The organism is Gordonia otitidis, assembly GCF_020735545.1.
Taxonomy (GTDB): domain Bacteria; phylum Actinomycetota; class Actinomycetes; order Mycobacteriales; family Mycobacteriaceae; genus Gordonia; species Gordonia otitidis.
The window spans coordinates 1,290,860-1,310,095 of record NZ_CP085974.1 but is presented as its reverse complement, the minus strand read 5'-3'; the positions used below and the strand labels follow the sequence as shown (position 1 = coordinate 1,310,095).

At 65.1% G+C, this 19,236-nt stretch carries 19 protein-coding genes; 12 read left to right on the top strand and 7 right to left on the bottom strand.

Features of this window, described 5'->3' with window-relative positions:
- Nucleotides 1–66 precede the first annotated feature (66 nt).
- Nucleotides 67–1,434 carry an FAD-binding oxidoreductase gene (locus LK459_RS05930; RefSeq protein WP_007239137.1) on the bottom strand — a complete coding sequence of 456 codons (1,368 nt, stop codon included), beginning with the start codon at nucleotides 1,432–1,434 and terminating at the stop codon, nucleotides 67–69.
- Between the two features lie 104 nt (nucleotides 1,435–1,538).
- Nucleotides 1,539–2,573 carry a linear amide C-N hydrolase gene (locus LK459_RS05925; protein WP_007239138.1) on the bottom strand — a complete coding sequence of 345 codons (1,035 nt, stop codon included), beginning with the start codon at nucleotides 2,571–2,573 and terminating at the stop codon, nucleotides 1,539–1,541.
- 219 nt (nucleotides 2,574–2,792) lie between these two features.
- Here LK459_RS05925 and LK459_RS05920 point away from each other — a divergent pair, with 219 nt between their 5' ends.
- Nucleotides 2,793–3,677: a DNA-3-methyladenine glycosylase family protein gene (locus LK459_RS05920; RefSeq protein WP_007239139.1), complete on the top strand. Its 885-nt coding sequence runs from the start codon at nucleotides 2,793–2,795 to the stop codon at nucleotides 3,675–3,677.
- A gap of 71 nt (nucleotides 3,678–3,748) precedes the next feature.
- Here the strand turns inward: LK459_RS05920 and LK459_RS05915 are convergent, their stop codons facing one another.
- Nucleotides 3,749–4,309, bottom strand: a complete 561-nt coding sequence (locus LK459_RS05915) for a carboxymuconolactone decarboxylase family protein (protein ID WP_007239140.1) — start codon at nucleotides 4,307–4,309, stop codon at nucleotides 3,749–3,751.
- A 26-nt stretch (nucleotides 4,310–4,335) separates the two neighbouring features.
- Between LK459_RS05915 and LK459_RS05910 the strand changes: the two genes are divergently transcribed.
- A complete protein-coding gene (locus tag LK459_RS05910; RefSeq protein WP_007239141.1) occupies nucleotides 4,336–4,803 on the top strand; it encodes a MaoC family dehydratase in 468 nt (155 codons plus the stop codon).
- A gap of 29 nt (nucleotides 4,804–4,832) precedes the next feature.
- Here the strand turns inward: LK459_RS05910 and ramB are convergent, their stop codons facing one another.
- Nucleotides 4,833–6,251 (bottom strand): acetate metabolism transcriptional regulator RamB, encoded by a 1,419-nt coding sequence (gene ramB, locus LK459_RS05905; protein ID WP_007239142.1) that lies wholly within the window; start codon nucleotides 6,249–6,251, stop codon nucleotides 4,833–4,835.
- 78 nt (nucleotides 6,252–6,329) lie between these two features.
- On the opposite strand from ramB, the gene LK459_RS05900 reads away from it, so the two are divergent.
- From LK459_RS05900 to LK459_RS05885, 4 genes are all read left to right on the top strand, one after another.
- Nucleotides 6,330–7,100: a hypothetical protein gene (locus LK459_RS05900; protein ID WP_039994098.1), complete on the top strand. Its 771-nt coding sequence runs from the start codon at nucleotides 6,330–6,332 to the stop codon at nucleotides 7,098–7,100.
- A gap of 574 nt (nucleotides 7,101–7,674) precedes the next feature.
- Nucleotides 7,675–8,961, top strand: a complete 1,287-nt coding sequence (gene aceA / locus LK459_RS05895) for an isocitrate lyase (RefSeq protein WP_007239144.1) — start codon at nucleotides 7,675–7,677, stop codon at nucleotides 8,959–8,961.
- 217 nt (nucleotides 8,962–9,178) lie between these two features.
- Nucleotides 9,179–10,069 carry a 3-hydroxybutyryl-CoA dehydrogenase gene (locus tag LK459_RS05890; protein WP_007239145.1) on the top strand — a complete coding sequence of 297 codons (891 nt, stop codon included), beginning with the start codon at nucleotides 9,179–9,181 and terminating at the stop codon, nucleotides 10,067–10,069.
- A 202-nt stretch (nucleotides 10,070–10,271) separates the two neighbouring features.
- Nucleotides 10,272–11,108: a prolipoprotein diacylglyceryl transferase gene (locus LK459_RS05885; RefSeq protein WP_007239146.1), complete on the top strand. Its 837-nt coding sequence runs from the start codon at nucleotides 10,272–10,274 to the stop codon at nucleotides 11,106–11,108.
- 142 nt (nucleotides 11,109–11,250) lie between these two features.
- Here LK459_RS05885 and LK459_RS05880 read toward each other — a convergent pair whose 3' ends face one another.
- Entirely contained in the window at nucleotides 11,251–11,787 is a 537-nt protein-coding gene (locus tag LK459_RS05880) for a helix-turn-helix domain-containing protein (protein WP_007239147.1), read from the bottom strand.
- A 72-nt stretch (nucleotides 11,788–11,859) separates the two neighbouring features.
- Here LK459_RS05880 and LK459_RS05875 point away from each other — a divergent pair, with 72 nt between their 5' ends.
- A complete protein-coding gene (locus LK459_RS05875) occupies nucleotides 11,860–13,062 on the top strand; it encodes a benzoate/H(+) symporter BenE family transporter (RefSeq protein ID WP_007239148.1) in 1,203 nt (400 codons plus the stop codon).
- Nucleotides 13,063–13,076: 14 nt separating this feature from the next.
- On the opposite strand, the gene LK459_RS05870 is transcribed toward LK459_RS05875, so the two are convergent.
- Both LK459_RS05870 and LK459_RS05865 read right to left on the bottom strand, forming a co-directional pair.
- On the bottom strand, nucleotides 13,077–13,943 hold the full coding sequence (locus tag LK459_RS05870) for a PPK2 family polyphosphate kinase (protein WP_007239149.1): 867 nt from the start codon (nucleotides 13,941–13,943) through the stop codon (nucleotides 13,077–13,079).
- Nucleotides 13,936–14,733, bottom strand: a complete 798-nt coding sequence (locus tag LK459_RS05865; protein WP_174299139.1) for a TetR/AcrR family transcriptional regulator — start codon at nucleotides 14,731–14,733, stop codon at nucleotides 13,936–13,938. The genes LK459_RS05870 and LK459_RS05865 overlap by 8 nt, the downstream gene beginning before the upstream one ends.
- 43 nt (nucleotides 14,734–14,776) lie before the next feature.
- On the opposite strand from LK459_RS05865, the gene LK459_RS05860 reads away from it, so the two are divergent.
- From LK459_RS05860 to LK459_RS05840, 5 genes are all read left to right on the top strand, one after another.
- On the top strand, nucleotides 14,777–16,126 hold the full coding sequence (locus tag LK459_RS05860; protein WP_407648733.1) for a DUF445 domain-containing protein: 1,350 nt from the start codon (nucleotides 14,777–14,779) through the stop codon (nucleotides 16,124–16,126).
- A gap of 110 nt (nucleotides 16,127–16,236) precedes the next feature.
- On the top strand, nucleotides 16,237–16,734 hold the full coding sequence (locus tag LK459_RS05855; protein WP_227922267.1) for a helix-turn-helix domain-containing protein: 498 nt from the start codon (nucleotides 16,237–16,239) through the stop codon (nucleotides 16,732–16,734).
- Between the two features lie 10 nt (nucleotides 16,735–16,744).
- Nucleotides 16,745–17,059: a DUF2516 family protein gene (locus tag LK459_RS05850; protein ID WP_007239153.1), complete on the top strand. Its 315-nt coding sequence runs from the start codon at nucleotides 16,745–16,747 to the stop codon at nucleotides 17,057–17,059.
- Between the two features lie 90 nt (nucleotides 17,060–17,149).
- On the top strand, nucleotides 17,150–18,061 hold the full coding sequence (locus tag LK459_RS05845) for a MerR family transcriptional regulator (protein WP_007239154.1): 912 nt from the start codon (nucleotides 17,150–17,152) through the stop codon (nucleotides 18,059–18,061).
- Nucleotides 18,062–18,135: 74 nt separating this feature from the next.
- Nucleotides 18,136–19,236, top strand: a complete 1,101-nt coding sequence (locus LK459_RS05840) for an alpha/beta fold hydrolase (protein WP_227922265.1) — start codon at nucleotides 18,136–18,138, stop codon at nucleotides 19,234–19,236.

The window sequence follows — 19,236 nt, the reverse complement described above, 5'->3', positions numbered from 1 at the left end:
CCTGCGGTAACGGGGCCAAGGTCCCATAGGGGCCGGGTCGGTGTCCCCACACCAGAACTCCCCTGATCAGCGGGGCAGCACGTCCGGATTCAAAATGCCACTCGGGTCGAAGGCCGCCCTGATCGCACGCATCGCCGCGAGATCGGTTGCGTCGCGGGCCAAGTCGATCCACTCCAGCTTGGCTCTCCCTATGCCGTGTTCTGCGCTGATGCTCCCGCCGTGTGCGACGACCAGCCGCAGCACGTGGTCGGTGACCCGCTCCCGCTCGTCCGCGGCGACGTCGAGCAGGTTGACGTGCACGTTGCCGTCGCCGGCATGCCCGAACACGATCGGGCGGACCGTCGGGAACTGTCGACGCAGTTCTGTGCCGAGCTCCGAGACGAACTCGTCGAGTTCGCGCAGCGGCGTCGACACGTCGAGTTTCACCGGCGGGGTCGTCGACGACGCGCTGATGGATTCGGTATGGCTCTCCCGGTATGTCCACAAGCGTGTGGCCGGACCCGGTTCGGCGACGGCGTCGAGTACGAGTTCGCCGCATTCGGCAAGAACTTCCACGAGGGCGTCGGTGGGATGTCCCGGGCCGGAGACCTCGACGAGGAAATACCACGGAGCGTCGACGTCCAACGGGGCGCGGAGGTCATGGTGTCGTCGAACCAGATCGATCCCGTCGGAACCCATGAGTTCTGAGGCCTCGAGCGTCAGTCCGGCGTGCGCGAGTCTGTCGGTCAGAGTCAGGCCCGACGCGATGTCGGGTACCGCGACCAGTGCGACGGCGGTCGTCGATGCGGGAGTCACCAGGTGCATCAGCACGCGGGTGATCACTCCGAGGGTGCCTTCGGCGCCGGTGAACAATCCCGGGAGATCGTAGCCGACGTTGTCTTTGACAAGGTGTTTCCACCGCAGGAGCACGCTGCCGTCGGCGAGGACCGCCTCGACTCCCAGCACACGACTTCGGGTGCCGCCGTATCTGATCATGCGGACACCGCCCGCATTGGTCGAGACGATCCCACCGAGTGTCGCCGAGTCGCGTGAGGCGAGATCGGTACCGAGCGCCAGGCCGTGCTCGCCAGCCGCGGCGTCGGCCTGTGCGACGGTGACCCCGGCACCCGCGGCGAGTATGCGGCCGACCGGGTCGATCTCCTCGATCGTGCGTAAACGTGTTGTGCTGAGGACGATTTCACCGTTCATGGGTATCGAGCCGCCGACCAGTCCGGTGTTTCCGCCCTGTGGGACGACCTGCACCGACGCGCGATGACATGCCGCGAGTACGGACGACACCTCCGTGGTGTCCGCGGGTCGCACCACCGCCGTGGTGTGTCCGATCCAATTGCCGGTCCAGTCGGTCACGTAGCCCGCGACGAGATCGGGATCGGTCAGTACATTGGCAGAGCCGACTATGGAGTTCAGCTCGTCGACGATGGCGTTGTCGCTCACGTTCGGCCCTCCGGAGACGCGCGGACGCTACGCGCCCGCTGCCAGCGTTACGTCATCAACGCTTCCGGTGGAAGCCTATAAGTTCGCCTGAGTCGACGCGCGATTCACTTCTTGGTTGGCTGTGTCTTCTCTGCGTCCTCGAGTTGCTTGAGCAGTGCGAACGAGAGGAACGTCATCGGACCGTGGTCCTCGAAGTCGCCTGCGACATTGCCTGCGATGCCGCCCTCGAGTGCGAGCTTGCTGGTCAGCTCGAGTTTGAGCTGTGGCGAGCCCTCCTTCAGATCGAGCTCATCGAGATCGACCCACACGATGTTCGGCCGTGTCGTCGACTCGAATACATAGCGCTTGTTTGTCAGGTCGAGAACGACCTGCCAAATCGTCTGCGAGGCATCGGGTTTGCCCGGGTCGGGGATGCGGAACGGCTGTGCAGCGTTGCGGATCACGCTGAACATGCTTGCCACCGACTCGAGTTGCGAACTCGGCTTCGGCAGACGCGACGAGTAGTAGGCGGCCCGCGCGAAGCGGTGCTCGGCCAGGGTGTCGCCCGGTAAGGTCTGGTCGCCGCCGAGACCTTCCCATTGCTTGAGCAACTCGATTTGTTGGTCGTAGGTGGGTGAATTGGTCATCACGTGATACCGCTTGTTGTGATAGACGTGCGGCTTCCCATCGAGATACTCGATGATCGCCGAGTCACCGGCCGCGTCGTCGAGCGCGAGGTGGATGGTCGGGGGCGTGCCGCCCGTGGGGTCTGGCATCTGGATGACCTGGACGTCGGTCTTCTCGATCCACTCCACTGCGTCTGCGACGGTTGCGAAGTTGTCGAGGAAGTACTGCAGCCAGATCGCCTGGCTCAGCGCAGGGCGTGATTCGTCGTACTCGCCGTAGGTCGACTCGGCCAGCCACAGCACGTGGCCGGCAAGGCCCACCTCGTTGAGACCGTCGACCGAGATGATGTCGAATGCCGCGGCGATCACACTGCCGTACTTCGACGTCCAGGTGAGCTCTCCCTTGACTCCGTCGTCGCGGCTGATACCGCGGGGTTGTGTCCACAGGTTGGATTTCAAATCCCTGTGAAAGTCCATGTTGCGGCCCACGACCACCGCTCCGTTGGCGTCCGGCCAGATAACACGTGTGCACATGTCGATGTCCTTGGTGTCGGATGTGGTGTTCTCAGAATCTGACACTAGGCCTGGCTGCGCTGGTCGGGTGGCCGTTCGCGACCTGGGGAGGCATTTTGGTCTCAGATCGGCAGGTTTTGGCGCTCGGATAGCCGCCGGCCGTGTCCCGAGATGGCGACGGCCGGTCGGACATGTCACACGCTACGACTAGAGTCGACGTGCTCGACCTAGGAGAACTCGATGGGCTGGACAGAACTGACGCGGTCATGGACGCCGCCGTGGTCCGTCGACATCCGCTCGACGCTGGGGCTACACCGGCGCGGCAGCGGTGACCCTGCGTTCCGGTACGCACCGGACGGCTCGATCTGGCGCGCCGTCCACACACCGGAGGGTCCTGGCACGTTGGCTGTCTCGGCCGACGGATCGTCGATCACCGGACGCGCCTGGGGGGCAGGGGCATCCTGGTTGCTCGACCAGATGCCCGACATGCTGGGCGCCGCCGACAATCCGGAAGAACTGACGCCGCGCGACGACGTCGTGGCCTCGCTCATCGCGTCGTCGGGCGGCTTACGTATCGGGCGGACCGGGCGCATGTGGGAGGCGTTGGTGCCCGCGATTCTGGAGCAGAAAGTGGTCGGCACCGAGGCGTGGCGAGCATGGCGTCATCTGCTCCGGCGGTACGGCGCGCCCGCGCCAGGTCCCGTTCCTCGTGACATGCGTGTGCCTCCGCCGCAGCGGGAGTGGGCCGCGATCCCGGTGTGGGAGTGGCACCGCAGCGGTGCCGAACCCGTGCGGATGCGGACGATACGAGGTGCGACGGCGATGGACGTCGATCGGCACCCGGACAAACTAGAGGTGCTCCGGGGGGTTGGTCCGTGGACGGTTGCCGAAGCGCGTGCACGCGCCGTCGGTGACGCCGATGCCGTGCCCGTCGGCGACTACCACATACCCGCACTCATCGGGCACACGCTGATCGGCGAGCCCGTCGACGACGCCGGAATGCTCGAACTGCTCGAACCCTATGCGGGACATCGCTATCGGATCGTGCGGATGGCAGAACTACATGGCACGTGGGCGCCGCGTCGCGGACATCGCATGTCCGTCCGCGACTACCGCGCCATCTGATCGGGGCTCACCCGATCGGGGCAAGAATACGCACTCGGAGCGCATCGAGACGGAGTGGATGAGTTCGTCTCTCAGACGCGGGTGTCGCGCTGAACCCGCAGCGTGTGCAGTGTGGTGGCCAGTGAGTCGTACTGCAGGGCCAGCAGGATGAATGCGATGACACGACGCTCGTCGAGGTGCCTGCGAAGCGATGTCCAGGTGGTGTCGCTGATGTCCTTGTCGGCGATCAATTCGTCGACGGCGCGTAGCATCCACCTCTCGCGGTCACCCCAGCCTGCGTCCGGGCCCGAAATGATGCGGGCGAATTCGGCGTCGTCGATTCCGGCGCGTTTGCCCAGGCGACGGTGATGATCGAGTTCGTACTCGCTGCCCCGCAGGTGTGCGACACGGATGATGACCATTTCGGAGTCGCGACGTGACAGCGAACCGAAGGGCATCAGCCGACTGGAGTAGAGCAGCCACGAGCGGAAGAGGCCGCGCGTGCGCCCGAGGGTGGAGAAGACGTGCGCGTCCCGAACCCCGATCACGCGGGCAGCGCCCCGGGCGAACACCCAGTTGAGAATTCCGAGCTCGCCCAGTGTGCCTGGCGCAACACGCGGACCCGCTGGCGAGCCACCGTCACTTTTCGTCATGGGCGCAACGGTAGACTACTGAATTCATGACCGACATCACACCACGGACCTTCAACAGCGTCGATGAAATGACGGCGGCGATCGGCGAGGATCTCGGGTACGGCGACTGGCTGGAGATCACCCAGGAGCGTATCGATGCGTTTGCGGACGCGACGGGTGACCACCAGTGGATCCACGTGGATCCCGAGCGGGCGAAGGACGGGCCGTTCGGCAAGACTGTCGCGCATGGCTATCTGACTCTGTCGCTGCTCCCGCTGCTCGCCGGCGGCATCTTCACCGTGAACGGCCCCAAACTCGTGATCAACTACGGCCTGAACAAGGTCCGCTTTCCCAGCCCTGTCACCGTCGGCTCCAGAATTCGTGCCAACGCGGAGATCGTGTCGATCGACGACAGTCCCGCCGGGATCTCCATGGTGGTGCGCAGCACGGTTCAGATCGAGGGCAGCGAGAAGCCTGCCTGCGTGGCCGAGACCGTGCGAGTACTCGTTTACTGATCGGCGGGTACCCGACGGGGCGTGGGAGTTCAGAAAGACATGTAGGGCGAGACGCTGCTGCGGTGCGAGTCGATACGCAGACTCGAGCCTAGTGGCGGGAATGCACGCTGCGCGCAGTTCTGACGTTCGCACACACGGCAACCCGCGCCGATGGGGGTGATGCTCGCCTGCGGGCCGATCTCGAGTCCATCGGAGTAGATCACTCGTGCCGCATGGCGCAGTTCGCAGCCGAGGCCGAGCGCGAATGTCTTGCCCGGCTGTCCATATCGCACGGCGCGACGCTCGACGGTGCGTGCGACCCAGAAATAGTCGCGGCCGTCCGGCATCTCGGCGATCTGTGTGATGATCCTGCCCGGGTAGGCGAAGGTCTCGTACACGTTCCACAGCGGGCACGTTCCGCCGCTCGACGAGAAGTGAAAACCCGTGGCGGATTGACGCTTTGACATGTTTCCCGCACGATCGACGCGAACAAAGGACCACGGCACACCGCGTAGATTCGGCCGCTGCAGCGTCGACAGTCGGTGGCAGATCGTCTCGTAGGAGACGGCGTAGAAGGCCGATAGGCGTTCGATGTCGTATCGGAAATCCTCTGCCGCCCCGTGGAACTGGGTGTAAGGCAATAGCACTGCCGCGGCGAAGTAGTTGGCCAGTCCGGTCTTGGCCAGTGCCCGTGCCTCGTCGTTGGTGAAGTTCGCCTCGTCCACCAGCTCGGTGAGCAGGTCGTCGAACTCGAGCAATGCGAGCTCGGCGGCGAGCTTGAATGCACGCTGTCCGGCAGACAGTGCCGCCGAGACCTCGAGACGCCTTGTGGCGGGGTCGAATTGGTGTAGGAGATAGTCTCCGAGGTCGACGCGGGGCGCGATCGTGACGCCGTGGACGCGTTCGAGACGATCGGTGATCTCTCGTCGGACGTCGCCGGAATGCATACGCATGCGTGCGTTCAGCTCCTCGGCCGCGACGTCGAGGGCGTGAATGTAGTTGCGTCGCTGATAGAAATAGTCACGCACCTCTTCGTGGGGTGCCGTGATCGATCCGCGCATCGCGCGGTCGCTGCGTTCGTCGGTTGCGGCGGCGAGCTGATCGATCGCAATCCGATAGCGGCGATGCAGATTGACCATCGCCTGTGCCATGTCGGGATGGGCGGAGACGATCGCCGTGATCTCCTGTGGGTCGATGGTCGTCGGTGGGGCCTCGACGTCATCGTCGAGCAGCGCCTCACGCAGTTCCGCAACGAGCCGGACGTCGTCTTGTGAGTCGAAGAACCCGCCGTCGACCCCGAAGGCCTCGGTGATCCGCGCCAGTACGGAAGCGGTGAGCGGGCGGGCATCGTGCTCAATCTGATTGAGATACGACGCCGAGATGTTGAGTGTTTGCGCCAGCGAGACCTGCGAGAGCCCGCGCTCGGAGCGCAGTTGGCGGAGGCGGGAACCGACGTAGGTCTTGCTCATCTGCCACCTTCTTGCACAGTTTCGACCGTCGAGGAATGACGACGTCTCGTCGGACAATCCTCAGGGTACGGTGACCCCGTGCGTGGGCGGTGGGATCGACGGTGGGTGCTGGCGGCGGTGGTCGCGTGCACGGTGTGCCTACCGGTCGCCTGTGGTGATGACGCCGCCGCCCCGACCGCGGCAGACGCCGTTCCCGCCGACCTACTGCTACGGCCCGCGCAGTTGCCCTCCGGCTTTGCGACGACCCAACTCAGTATCTCCGATCTCACCGGCGCCGATCGTGCGCAACTCGCTGTCGCCCGAGGCGACCGGGTGGTTCCCGACGAGTGCCGACCGGCAGCGGACGCAGCTTTCGTCGACGCGCTCACCGCGTCGAACTCCGCGGTGCTCGCCGCGAGTGCCGCCGACATCGGGTTGGTCCAGCTGGTGTCGACCGTGCGACGTGACATCGACGACGACATCCGCACCAGGACCGGGCGGTGCCGCAGCACCACGACCATGGTCGCGTCGGGTGCCCTCGCAGGCGCGAGCGTCAGGACGGAATCGACGACGCTCCCCGACCCTCCTGAGGTCGCACAGGGTGCGGGTCGCGGGGTCAGCGTCGAGCGGTCGTTCCTGTCCCGGTCGGACGTCTCAACGACGCTGGCCGACTCCACGGTCAGCACACAGATCGGGTACTCGGGGTACGCGTTGGTGAGGCGTCCCGGCGGAACGGTGTTCACGGTCAGCCTGACGGTCAACGGTCCAGCGAGCCGTGCGCAGAATCCAGCGCCCGACGCGGTGGTTCCGATGCCGTCTGCCACGTTCGTCGACCTCTTCGGGACCGCGTTGAGAGCCGCCGCGAGGTAGTCGGCGACAACGGCGCCGCGGTCCGCAGTGACGGAGCGGTGGTTGCATGCCATCGGAAAGTCGCCGCGCAGTGCTGTGGAGCCGGGGCAAACCGCGCGGCTGGGTGTGAAACACACCACATACGTGGTGTCGGGATTGGTGTGGATCGGCGGCAGGCTTGCGCTCGAACGCGTGACGGGTGGGCACAAGGCGCCACGAAAAAACGCAGTACGCGCGTACTTTTTGGCAGTGGCGGTGCGACTCTTCACATCACGAGATTTGCAAAATTAGCAAACTCTCGCCACCTGATTGGCCTGATTTTGCATCCAAAGGGGATTGGACCTGCGTGTTTTCGGTGTGGCACCCTTGGTTCAGGCGTTTCCGGGAAGTGCCGAAGAGTTCGCAAAAGGAGATCCTCGCCCGTGGCTGGGATCACATTGGCGGACACGACGCAGCTCGGAGGCCTGACACCACCCGGCCTGGGTGCGCACCCTGGCAGCTTCGGTCGGGATCAGAAAGGCCCCGGCATCCAGAGCCGGACAAGCATTCGTTCCGGGCGATCGGGACGAGCAGCACAACGAAAGCGAAGTGGCTAATGAGCAACGTCGGAAAGCCCCGCACCGCCGCGGAAATCCAGCAGGACTGGGACACCAACCCGCGGTGGAAGGGCATCAAGCGCGAATACACTGCCGAGCAGGTTGCCGAACTCCAGGGCAGCGTCGTGGAGGAGCACACCCTCGCACGCCGTGGCGCCGAGATCCTCTGGGAGGGCGTGAACGGCGACAACTACATCAACGCACTCGGTGCCCTCACCGGTAACCAGGCCGTCCAGCAGGTGCGTGCAGGCCTCAAGGCCATCTACCTCTCGGGTTGGCAGGTCGCGGGCGATGCGAACCTCGCAGCGCAGACCTACCCCGACCAGTCGCTCTACCCGGCCAACTCGGTTCCGGCCGTCGTGCGCCGCATCAACAACGCCATGCTGCGCGCCGACGAGATCGCCCGCGTGGAGGGCGACAACTCGGTGGACAACTGGGTTGTGCCGATCGTCGCCGACGGTGAGGCAGGCTTCGGCGGTGCCCTCAACGTCTACGAGCTGCAGAAGGCCATGATCCAGGCCGGCGCTGCCGGAACCCACTGGGAGGACCAGCTCGCGTCGGAGAAGAAGTGCGGCCACCTCGGTGGCAAGGTGCTGATCCCGACCCAGCAGCACATCCGCACCCTGACCTCGGCTCGCCTGGCTGCCGACGTCGCCAACACCCCGACCGTCGTCGTCGCACGTACCGACGCCGAGGCCGCAACCCTGATCACCTCGGACGTTGACGAGCGCGACAAGCCGTTCATCACCGGCGAGCGCACCTCCGAAGGCTTCTACAACGTGAAGAAGGGCATCGAGCCCTGCATCGCGCGTGCGAAGGCCTACGCTCCCTACGCCGACCTCATCTGGATGGAGACCGGCAAGCCCGACCTCGAGCTGGCTCGCCAGTTCGCCGAGGCCGTCAAGAGTGAGTACCCCGACCAGCTCCTGGCCTACAACTGCTCGCCTTCCTTCAACTGGAAGCAGCACCTGGACGACGCGACCATCGCGAAGTTCCAGAACGAGCTCGGCGCGATGGGCTTCAAGTTCCAGTTCATCACTCTCGCCGGCTTCCACGCCCTCAACTACTCGATGTTCGACCTGGCTTACGGCTACGCCCGCGAGCAGATGGCCGCTTACGTCGACCTGCAGGAGCGCGAGTTCGCTGCTGAGGCTCGTGGCTACACCGCCACCAAGCACCAGCGCGAGGTCGGTGCGGGCTACTTCGACCGCATCGCCACCACGGTCGACCCCAACACCTCGACCGCCGCTCTGAAGGGCTCCACCGAGGAAGGCCAGTTCCACTAGGAACCAGTCAGCCTCTCCGGGGTTTGAGCGAATCGGCAGGCGGCCCGCGACTCACGTTGCGGACTAGACCGCCTCTCCGGGGTTTGAGCGAATCGGCAGGCGGCCCGCGACTCACGTTGCGGGCCGCCTGTTGGCATATTCGGCACTCGTGGGCGTTCCCGACGAGTTACCCATGTGCTCGCGAAATCAGTTGTCACGTAATGGAATCTGAGCGGAGATGAGTGTGTCTGAGGCGTGGCGGGTCGGCGTTGTCGGCGCGGGCCAGATGGGTGCCGGAATCGCCGAGGTGTGCGCCCGCTCCGATGCGGACGTCGTGGTCTACGAACCCACACGCGAGCTCGTCGTCGACGGTCGCTCGCGGATTCTGCGGTCGCTCGACCGAGGGGTCTCGAGCGGCAAGCTCACCGAACGGGAGCGCGAACAGGCGTCGTTGCGGTTGCGCTTCACCACAGAGCTCGGCGATCTCGCCGATCGTCAGGTGGTATGCGAGGCTGTCGTCGAGGACGACGCCGTCAAGACCGAGATCTTCGCGGCCCTCGACAAGATCGTCGCCGAGCCGGATGCGGTGCTGGCGTCCAACACGTCGGCGATACCGATCATCACGCTCGGTATGGCGACGCAGAATCCCTCGCGGGTGATCGGATTGCACTTCTTCAATCCGGTCCCGGTGCTGCCCCTGGTCGAGCTCGTGACCACTCTGCACACCGCTCCCGACATCGTCACGCGTGCAGAGTCGTTCGCCAACGTGGTACTCGGCAAGCAGGTCATCCGGTCGGCCGACCGCTCGGGATTCGTTGTGAACGCGATGCTCGTGCCCTACCTTCTGTCGGCAATTCGTCTGGTGGAGAACGGATTTGCCACAGCCGAGGACGTCGATCGGGGAATGGTTCTCGGGTGTGCACACCCGATGGGTCCGCTTCGGCTCGCCGACCTCGTCGGGCTCGACACCGTCAAGGCGATCGCCGATCGCATGTACGAGGAGTCCAGGGAGCCGCTGTACGCGCCGACCCCGCTGCTGTTGCGGATGGTCGCTGCCGGCCATCTCGGCGAGAAGTCGGGGCAGGGCTTCTACCGGTACGTCGAGGCGGATCGGCCGGCGATGCGCTGACCGTGTTGCGGATCACAGGTTCTGCGCAATCCAGTGCTAGCAGATTGCTTGCAATAGCTAGCAAACATGGCATACTGGTCTGTGGAACCACTAGAACGCTGGTGCGGCACCTATCGAGAGCGGGAGCGACAGCGCGGTTCGCTTCTTCGATATGCCGTGTGCCGCAACTTCGTCTGGTGACCAATTGACTAAGGAGATCACCATGACCACCACCACCGAGCGTAACCTCCCCAGCCCGTTCTATGCCGTGGTCGGCGCGGGTGACCTGGCACTCAAGCAGGTGAGCGATGCCGTCGCGCAGATCAAGGAGCGCACCGAGGCTGCTAGCGAGACCGCACAGACCCGCTTCGAGGAGACACGCGGTCGTCTGAACGCGCTCCCCGAGGAGCTTCCGGGCACCATCGAGTCGACCATCGACGACCTGCGCACCAAGCTGTCGCCGGAGGAGCTGCGCAAGCTCGCCGACAGCTACGTCGAATTCGCCACCACCGTCTACACCTCGCTCGCCGAGCGTGGCGAAGAGGCTGTCGGACGTCTGTGGCAGCAGCCGATCGTCCAGGAGGGTCTGACCCGCGCGGAGAAGACCTACAACGACGCAGTCGATCTCACCGAAGACGCCCTCGGCGTCGTCTCGCATCAGACGCGTGCGGTCGGCGAGCAGGCGTCGAAGATTGCGACGCTGGTCAGCACCCGCGTCGGAGAGGCCGGCGACGCCCTCGACGATGCTGTCGACGACCTCGGCGACAAGGTCGATGAGGCCGCGCTCGAGGTGAACGAGAAGCTCGACGAGGCGAGTGCAGCTGTCACCGAGGCAGGCAAGACCGCCAAGGAGCGCAGCGCTGTCGCCGCCGCCAAGATCGACGGCGCGGCAGGCGCAGTCGAGGGCAAGGCGCGCACCGCCAACGCGTCGCCGGCCAAGAAGATGGCCGCGAAGCGGACGAGCACCACGCCGACCAAGTCGACCACTGCGTCGAAGTCGACTGCGACCAAGTCGACCCCGGCCAAGAAGACGACAACCGCCAAGAAGAGCACCAGCTAGTTTCTGGCTACATCCACTCGCATTCCCGCGAACTCGTTTCGTTGCCGCGACCGAAATCTCGGTCGCGGCAACGGAGACGGTTCGCGGGAATGCGCATTTGTGGGGGTCATGGCTGCGTGGCGGAGTCGCGTCGGGCACTGCGCTACGCGGGTGAGTCGATGGTCAGCACGGCCAGGACGTTGTCGTCTGTGCGGTAGGAGTGTGGCCGGTCGCTGATCCAGTGCAGGGATTCTCCTGGTCCCGCAGGCTTCTCGTCGCCTTCGGGACCCGCGATGAGATGTCCGCGCACCACTCGGACATGCTCGACGACGCCCGGCCCGTGCGCGGGCGACCGCCGCACCCCGCCGGATGTCACGTGAAGCCAGAAGACTTCCGTCGTCGCGCCGTCGTCGTGATGCTCGACGTGGAGCAGGCGTGCGGTGAGATGGGTGCCGTCGCCCTCGGTTCCCGACGCCTCGCCGAGAAGCGCAGTCAGAGGTACACCGAGTGGCCCGGCCACGGAATAGAGCGTGTCGAGCGTGGGATTGCGTTGCCCCGCTTCGAGTTCGGAGAGCGACCCTTTCCCGATTCCCGCAGCGCGAGCGAGTGCGGACAGGCTCAGTCCGCGTTCGGTGCGTAGCGCACAGATCCGTTCGCCGACCTCTCTGCGCCGATCGTCGCGCGCCGGTTCTGCGACCACGTGGTCGACACCTACCTTTCGCGGGGTCGTCACGACACCCGAATGGTGTTCTGTTTACGGAACGATACCGCTATGCTGGCCGTCGTGACCACTCCGGAGCGAACGGCGAACAGTGAGCCGATAGTCGCAGGCATCGTGACCGCGCTCGTCGGCTTCACGTCGTCGTTCGTGGTCGTGGTCGCCGGACTGCGCGCAGTGGGGGCGACTTCGACGCAGGCGGCGTCGGGACTGCTGGCACTGACTGTGACGTTCGCGGTCGGCATCATCGTGTTGTGTCTTCGCTACCGCATGCCGATCACTCTCGCATGGTCGACGCCCGGTGCGGCGCTGCTTGCCGCGATGGGAGCGAATTACCACTCGGGTTGGCCCGCCGCGGTCGGGGCGTTCGTGATCGTCGGTGTGCTGATACTCGCCACCGGACTCATTCCCGCGCTCGGTGATCTGATCGCGCGGATTCCGACGCCGATCGCGCAGGCGATGCTGGCCGGTGTGCTGCTGACCCTGTGCCTCGCGCCGATCAAATCCCTTGCCGTGCAACCTCTGCTGACCATCCCCATCCTCGTCGTGTGGTTGGTCGCGACGCGATGGCTGCCGCGCTGGGCGCTCCCGCTCGCGTTGGTCACCGCGCTCGTCGTGATCGGCGTCTACCTCGCGGTGCACGGCGTCGACAAACAGGCGCATACCGCGTGGTTCCCGCAGATGGCCTGGACCACACCACATTTCGACCTTTCCGCGATCGTCGGAATCGCCGTTCCGCTCTACGTGGTCACGATGGCGTCGCAGAATGTGCCCGGGGTCGCGGTACTGAAGTCGTTCGGTTATCACGCCCCCTGGCGGGCGTCGATGTACGTCACCGGTGCCGGTACGGTTGTCGGCGCACCCTTCGGTGGGCACGCGATCAACCTCGCGGCACTCTCGGCAGCGCTCGCCGCAGGTGGCGAGGCGGGACCCGACCGTTCGCGTCGGTGGATAGCCGGTGTCTCGGCAGGTATCTCGTATCTGGTCCTGGCGGCATTGTCCGGAGTGCTGGTCACCATCACGTCGATCGCGCCGAATGGACTGCTCGAGACCGTCGCCGGTCTGGCGCTACTGGGGACCTTCGCGCATGCGCTGCTCGGGGCGTTGTCGCAGGAGGAGTACCTGTTGCCCGCCGCGCTCACGTTCGTCACCGCCGCAGCCGGGATCTCGTTCTGGGGAATCGGAGGAGCATTCTGGGCGCTCGTCGTCGGACTCGTTGCACACGGCGTGCTCCGACGACGCGACGACTCGACCTGACGACGTGAACGAGCTCAGGCGGAGGCGGCGAGACGCTTCTTCTGGACGTCGACGTCGAAGTCGGCTGCGGGCCAGCCGAGATCGAGGCTGTCGAGTGCCTCGATCAACAACTCGCAGACCGTGAGTCGGGCGTACCACTTCTTGTTGGCGGGTATGACGTACCACGGTGCCGAGTCGGTATCGCAGCGATCGAAGATGGCCTGATATGCCTCGAGGTAGTCGTCCCAGTAGGCGCGCTCGTCGATGTCGTCGGGATTGAACTTCCAGTACTTGTCGGGCCGGTCGAGTCGCTCGGCGAGGCGCTTGCGCTGCTCTTCCTTCGACACCACCAGTGCGCACTTGATCACGGTTGTCCCGGTCTCGACCAGATCCTGCTCGAACTCGTTGATCATCTCGTAGTGCTTTTCCCATTCCGACTCGGGCACGAGATTGTGCACACGGACAGGGAGTACGTCTTCGTAGTGCGAACGGTCGAAGATCCCGATATGACCTGCGGGCGGCACTGCTTTGCGGATGCGCCAGAGGAAATCGTGCTCGAGTTCCTCTGCCGTCGGCTTACCGAAAGCCTTGATGGACAGCCCCTGCGGGTCGGCGAGCCCACCGACATGGCGCACGATGCCGCCCTTGCCCGCGGTGTCCATGCCCTGCAAGACCAGCAGCACCGACCGGTGATCACCGGATCGACCGTTGGCGTACAACATGTCCTGCAGGTCGTCGAGCGCTCGGCCGCGCTCGACGAGTGTCTTCTCGCCGAGCGACTTGTCGCCGTCGAATCCCGGTGTCGACCCGGCGTCGAAGTCGGCGATGGGGCCGGTGTTCGACGGACGTAGCGCCACCGAGGGGCGCTCGGTCCACGGTGAATGCTCTTGGTGCTCAGCCATCGAACCTGACCTCCTGCGGTGCAGCGACTTCGGGAAGCGGCGGTGGGTCGGTGACGAACACCTCCCGGGACCCGTTCGCTCCGGCGATCCCGATGATCGCACTCCACACCATCATTGTCAGGTAATCGATGAGTTCGTCGGCCGAGACGTCGCGATCTGTCATCCACCAGTCGACGGCTCGCTGGATGCCGCCGACCAACACGTGTGACCACACCTTCGCGCCGGAGGTGTCGGCCGACCGTTCTTCCATGCGCATCACGATGGCGGCGGTCAGGAGTTGGGCGACGAGACGTTCCGACTCGACCGACCCGACCGACGATGTCGGCGAGTTGGTGAGTGCGAAGCGGTACAGCGCCGGATCGTCGGCGACTGCTCGTACGTAGACGCCGATGACTGTTCTCGTCAGGGTGTACTCGTCGGCGTCGTCGGAGATCGCCTCGGCCAGTCGTGGCATGAGTGTGGTCTCGAAAAAGCGGACGGTCACTGCGGTGCCGAGGTCGTTCTTGTCGCTGAAGTACCGGTAGAGGACGGTCTTCGACACACCGATGTGCGTGGCAATCTCGTCCATTCCGGCGTCTGCTCCGAGGGTGCGCACGGCGTCGATCGTGCCGTCGGTCAACTCGCTTCGCCGCTCGCGCTTGTGCTTCTCCCATCGTTGGCGGCGACCATCGGGTTTGACCGGGTCGTCGGTGACCGCACTCAACAGCGCTTGCTCGACCCCTCGTGTCACATGGGCTGCAGCAGACAACGCGTTGCGCGCCGCGGCTGCCGGGTTGGGTCGATTGGCCATCACCCGGCCAGCCTAATGCCCAGGAGAGGGTAGAACTTATGGAGTGTCGACAGTCATTCCGGACGTATCCGGCCCGGAGGAGCAGCAACCCGTGAAGTCGACGCGGTCAGCACCGGGGTTCGGTGCCACCGACTCCGCGAGCGACGTACGACGACGCCGCGATCTCCGGAAGATGAAGGTGGTCTCGACCGGGTTCCTGGTCGTTGCCGCGATCGTCTACCTGTGCATGCGTTACCTCGAACACCGCGACGGAGCCGACGTCGCGGCATGGGTGGGATATGTGCGGGCGGCGTCGGAGGCAGGCATGGTCGGCGGTCTCGCCGACTGGTTCGCGGTGACCGCGTTGTTCAAGCACCCGCTGGGCATCCCGGTCCCACACACCGCGCTGATCCGCAAGAAGAAGGACGAGATCGGCGACCAACTCGGCGAGTTCATCGAAGAGAACTTCATGACACCGGCCGTCGTCGTCGAACGCGCCGAACAACTCGACATGCCGCGCAGGATCTCCACGTGGCTGGCTGATCCGGCCAACACGCCGAGGGTCTCCGACGAGGCCGCACGCGCGATCAAGCTCGCGTCGGAGATGTTGGGCGACGAAGACATCGAGCAGTTCATCCAGGCGGTCCTGCGGTGGGCCGCGGAGCCCGAGTGGGCGCCACCCATCGGGCGCATCCTCGAACAGCTGATCCACGAGGACCGACTCGAACCGGTCTTCCAGCTGCTGTGCGACCGCGCATACGACTGGGCCGTGGGAAGTCAGGATCTCATCGATCGTGTGGTCGATCAGGATGTGGGTCCCTCGTGGAAACCCAAGTTCGTGACCAATCTCGTCGGCGACAAGATCTATCGCGAACTCGTCGACTTCACCTACAAGGTCAAGACCGACACCGATCACGACATGCGGCGTTCGATGCACCAGTTCGTCGAGCAGTTCTCCCACGACCTGCAGTACGACCCGCAGATGATCGAGCGGTTCGAGGGCATCAAGCGCGACCTGGTCGGAAGCGACGAGGTCGCCGACGCGGCGTCGACGGCGTGGAACACCGGCAAGGCAGTGATCGCCCAGATGCTCGAGGACCCCAACAGCACGCTCCGCAACACGTTGACGGACGCGGTCATCAGACTGGCCGTCAGAATCCGCGACGACCGGCCGCTACAGGAGAAGATGAACGGGTGGGTGGCCCGCGTTGCCCACCACGTCGCCTCGAACTACGCCCGCGAGATCATCTCCGTCATCACCGAGACGGTGCGCAGCTGGGATGCGGACGATACGAGCCGCAAGATCGAGCTGCAGGTCGGCCGCGACCTCCAGTTCATCCGCATCAACGGAACGGTCGTCGGCTCGCTGGCCGGGTTGGCCATCTACACGGTGTCGGAGCTGATCTTCGGCTGACGTGGGGTGTCGGTTGTCGACTGAAGGCTGGGCCGGTCGTCGGCCTTCGGCTGCTTGCACGAGCTAGCACGCGCGCCGATACTGGGCATGCCATGAATTTCGGGAGTGACATGTCTGCAGAGAACGACCACGCGGCGCCGGGCGCCGACGAACACGGCAGCGGTGGTGAATCGACCACGGAGCCTGAGGGCTCGAGCAATCCGGTGGAAACAGTGGCCAATGCGGCACAGGACGTGGTCGCAACCGCTGCGCAGGACATCGGTTCGTTCATCCGCTCACAGCGTGTGGCGGCGGAGGTCTCGCTGCGTCAGCTCGCCGACCGCGCCGGAGTGTCGAACCCCTACCTGAGTCAGATCGAACGCGGTCTCCGCAAACCGTCGGCCGACGTGCTGGCGCAGATCGCCAAGGGTCTGAGATTGTCTGCCGAGGTGCTCTACGTGCGGGCGGGAATCCTCGAGGAACGCCCGGCGAGTCCGGTCCGCGATGCGTTGCTGATCGACACCTCGATCAGCGAACGGCAGAAACAGATGCTGCTCGAGATCTACGAATCCTTCCAACGTGAGAACCGCGAGAACAGCGCCGAGTCCTCGCACGCCGACCCCGATTAGAGTGTGACTTGTGAACTTTGTGAGTTTCATGGCCGCGGGCCAAAGCCTGATCCTCTGGATACTGACGATCGTCGCGGGCGTCGCTTCGCTGGTGTGCCTGATCCATGCGTCGATGCAGCGCGCGGACGCCTTCCCCGCGGTCGGCAAGCAGACCAAGGTCATCTGGGTCCTGATATTGCTGGCCGCGACCCTGTTCATCTGGTTCTTCCAGGCGCCGTCGTTGTTCTACCTGATCGGGGTCGTGGCGATGCTCGTCTACCTGGTCGATGTGCGTCCGCGCGTCGACGAGATCCAGGGCAAGTCCTGGTTCAGCAAGCGTCGCTGAGTTCGCGGCAACCCGCGAGCACACTCGCACCCCGGCTTCTTCGGTCGGTGCTGCGTCGGGTGCGGATACCTCGGGAATACACTTGTCGCCGTGGCTGAGTATCGGATCAACGACCTCGCGGAGGCGTCAGGGGTCAGTGTCCGCAACATCCGCGTCTACCAGGACCGGGGGCTGTTGCCGCCGCCTGCCATCCGTGGCCGCACGGGTTGGTACTCCGACGAGCATCTGGTCCGCCTCAATCTGATCTCCCGCATGCTCGAACGCGGCTACACGTTCGCGACGATCAGCGAGTTGCTCCATGCCGCCCACTACGGGATGAAGGTCGAGCACGTACTGCGCGCTGAACCCCGGGGCGGTCGGTTTCGCAACTTCAAACGCGCCGCGACGATCACGATCACCGAGTTGCGCAAGACGCTCAACGCCTCCGACAAGTCGATCGCGCTCGGACAGAAACTCGGACTTCTGGTCAAGGACGGCGCGCACTACGCTATCAAGAACCCCGAGGTCCTCGAGGGCGCCGAAGTACTGGTCAAGAGCGGCATCGACATCGACGTCCTGCTGGACCGCTTCGTGCGCGTGCAGGACGACCTGGAGGACGCCGCGCGCAGCTTCGTCTCGATCATCACCGACAAGTACTTCGACGAGAAACTGCCCGAACTCGGCGAGGCCAACGTGAGCAAGATGGCCGAACTCATCCAGACGGTCCGGCCCATGGCCCATGACATCGTCGAGACCACGTTCCGCAAGGCGCTCGACGACGAGATCTCCAAGGCGATCGGCGAGGCCTCGACCTACTTCGACGCCGCAGTAGATGTCCCGGACGCTGATGTCCCGAACGCCGATGTCCCGAGCGCTGGCGGCGACGTCGCGTCGACCGGTGATGATGCTCCTCGGATGGATGCAGAAAGAGACCCGGATGTGACAACGGGTAGTGTTACATCGAATGATGTCGTCCGGGAGGGGCGGTCGTCGTCCGGTGTCCGCGAGGATCTGACCGACTAGGTCTCATCGCGTCGACGATGCGACGCCCGACCGGGCGGTCACCGGTGGGTCCACAGTGCGACGGATGGAGAGGTATGAAAACGCGGAATCTGGCGCTCGGTGCCGCAGCGCTCGGGCTCGGCGGCGTGGCCGTCGGGGCCGGTACGAATGTCGCCGGGATCGCGCGCGGGGTGTTGTCCTCTGCTCCCGCCGTCGACGACGGACCCGACGACCTGCTGGCCGACCCCACGGCACCGCGGGTACAGCGTCGGGTCACCAGCGTCGACGCCACCACCCTCAACGTCGAGATCTACGGGCCGGAACCCACAGCTGCCGATACCGGCGACGTGATCGTCGCGGTGCACGGGTGGACCTGCAACACCCACTACTGGAATCCGCAGATCAACCATTTCGCGGAGAAGCGGACCGTTGTCGCCTACGACCAGCGCGGGCACGGTTTGAGTGAACTCGGCCGTCGCCGTCCGACGATCGACACCCTCGGGCAGGATCTCGATGCCGTGCTCGGTGCCGTCGTCCCGCCGGGTCGCCGCGCGATCCTCATCGGGCACAGCATGGGCGGGATGACGATCATGTCCTGGGCCAAGCAGCATCCCGAGAAGGTGTCGACGACGGTGTCGGCGGTGGTGCTCGCATCGACCGCGGCACAGGCGGTGGTCCAGAATCATCTGCTCATCCCCGAGGGATTGCCGCGCTACAGCAAACCGTTCGTGCCCGCGGTCAGTCGGCTCGTCACCAGCGCGTCGACCCCGTTGCCGCACGGACCCTTCACCTCGCGGGTCTCCCAGTACGTGGCACTCGGGTCGTCGGCGCGCGCATCACACGTCGAGTTCGTCGACAAGATGATCATGTCGTGTCCGCCACGCGCGCGTGGGCGGTGGGGTGCCGCGATGGGGCGTCTCGACGTCGCAGCGGGCCTCGATGCGTTGACGGTGCCCACGACCGTGCTCGTGGGCACCGATGACAGGCTCACTCCGCGCAGGCATGCAGACGAGATGTCGGAGATCCTGCGCCGCAGAGGTTCTCTGCGCGATGAGATCGTCTTCGACGGTGTCGGTCACATGTCGACGATCGAGGCTGCCGGGCGGGTCAACGCCATGCTCGACGAGATCGTCGACGAGGTGATGGCTCCGGCCGTCACGAGTCGGATCAGTCCGTCAGCCGGGCACCAGGTCTGA

Coding starts and splice junctions, on each gene's coding strand:
- LK459_RS05925 (WP_007239138.1), bottom strand. CDS start 2,573: ATGTGCACACGTGTTATCTGGCCGGACGCCAACGGAGCGGTGGTCGTG.
- LK459_RS05910 (WP_007239141.1), top strand. CDS start 4,336: ATGACCGACATCACACCACGGACCTTCAACAGCGTCGATGAAATGACG.
- LK459_RS05890 (WP_007239145.1), top strand. CDS start 9,179: ATGAGTGTGTCTGAGGCGTGGCGGGTCGGCGTTGTCGGCGCGGGCCAG.
- LK459_RS05885 (WP_007239146.1), top strand. CDS start 10,272: ATGACCACCACCACCGAGCGTAACCTCCCCAGCCCGTTCTATGCCGTG.
- ramB (WP_007239142.1), bottom strand. CDS start 6,251: ATGAGCAAGACCTACGTCGGTTCCCGCCTCCGCCAACTGCGCTCCGAG.
- LK459_RS05915 (WP_007239140.1), bottom strand. CDS start 4,309: ATGACGAAAAGTGACGGTGGCTCGCCAGCGGGTCCGCGTGTTGCGCCA.
- aceA (WP_007239144.1), top strand. CDS start 7,675: ATGAGCAACGTCGGAAAGCCCCGCACCGCCGCGGAAATCCAGCAGGAC.
- LK459_RS05855 (WP_227922267.1), top strand. CDS start 16,237: ATGTCTGCAGAGAACGACCACGCGGCGCCGGGCGCCGACGAACACGGC.
- LK459_RS05870 (WP_007239149.1), bottom strand. CDS start 13,943: ATGGCTGAGCACCAAGAGCATTCACCGTGGACCGAGCGCCCCTCGGTG.
- LK459_RS05865 (WP_174299139.1), bottom strand. CDS start 14,733: ATGGCCAATCGACCCAACCCGGCAGCCGCGGCGCGCAACGCGTTGTCT.
- LK459_RS05920 (WP_007239139.1), top strand. CDS start 2,793: ATGGGCTGGACAGAACTGACGCGGTCATGGACGCCGCCGTGGTCCGTC.
- LK459_RS05840 (WP_227922265.1), top strand. CDS start 18,136: ATGAAAACGCGGAATCTGGCGCTCGGTGCCGCAGCGCTCGGGCTCGGC.
- LK459_RS05875 (WP_007239148.1), top strand. CDS start 11,860: ATGCTGGCCGTCGTGACCACTCCGGAGCGAACGGCGAACAGTGAGCCG.